Here is a 231-nt window from a genome sequence, read left to right as displayed (position 1 = left end):
TTCCCCCCTTTAGAACTCTCTTTTATAAAACGCCTCTTTATAAAACGCCTCACGAAAGTGGAAAAGTTACATATGTTGCCATATTTTGAGGTCAGAAGAAATCGTTATTGATGTTTTTTAATCCGAATCACTTTCAACAGAGATATCTTTCGCACCTCCTTTTGCGACACCCACGATAGCTGGACGCAAAACACGTTCACCGATAATGTAACCAGCCTGAACAACTTGCTG

The 231-nt window shown here is 40.3% G+C and carries 1 protein-coding gene; it reads right to left on the bottom strand.

The annotated features are described in order from the left end of the window. Positions 1 to 117: 117 nt before the first annotated feature. The coding region (gene grpE / locus ACFIO5_RS12830) for a nucleotide exchange factor GrpE (RefSeq protein WP_375705613.1) at positions 118 to 231 on the bottom strand (114 nt) is incomplete at its 5' end.

This window comes from Bartonella sp. AA86SXKL (assembly GCF_042196885.1).
This window is presented reverse-complemented; position numbering and strand designations above follow the sequence as displayed.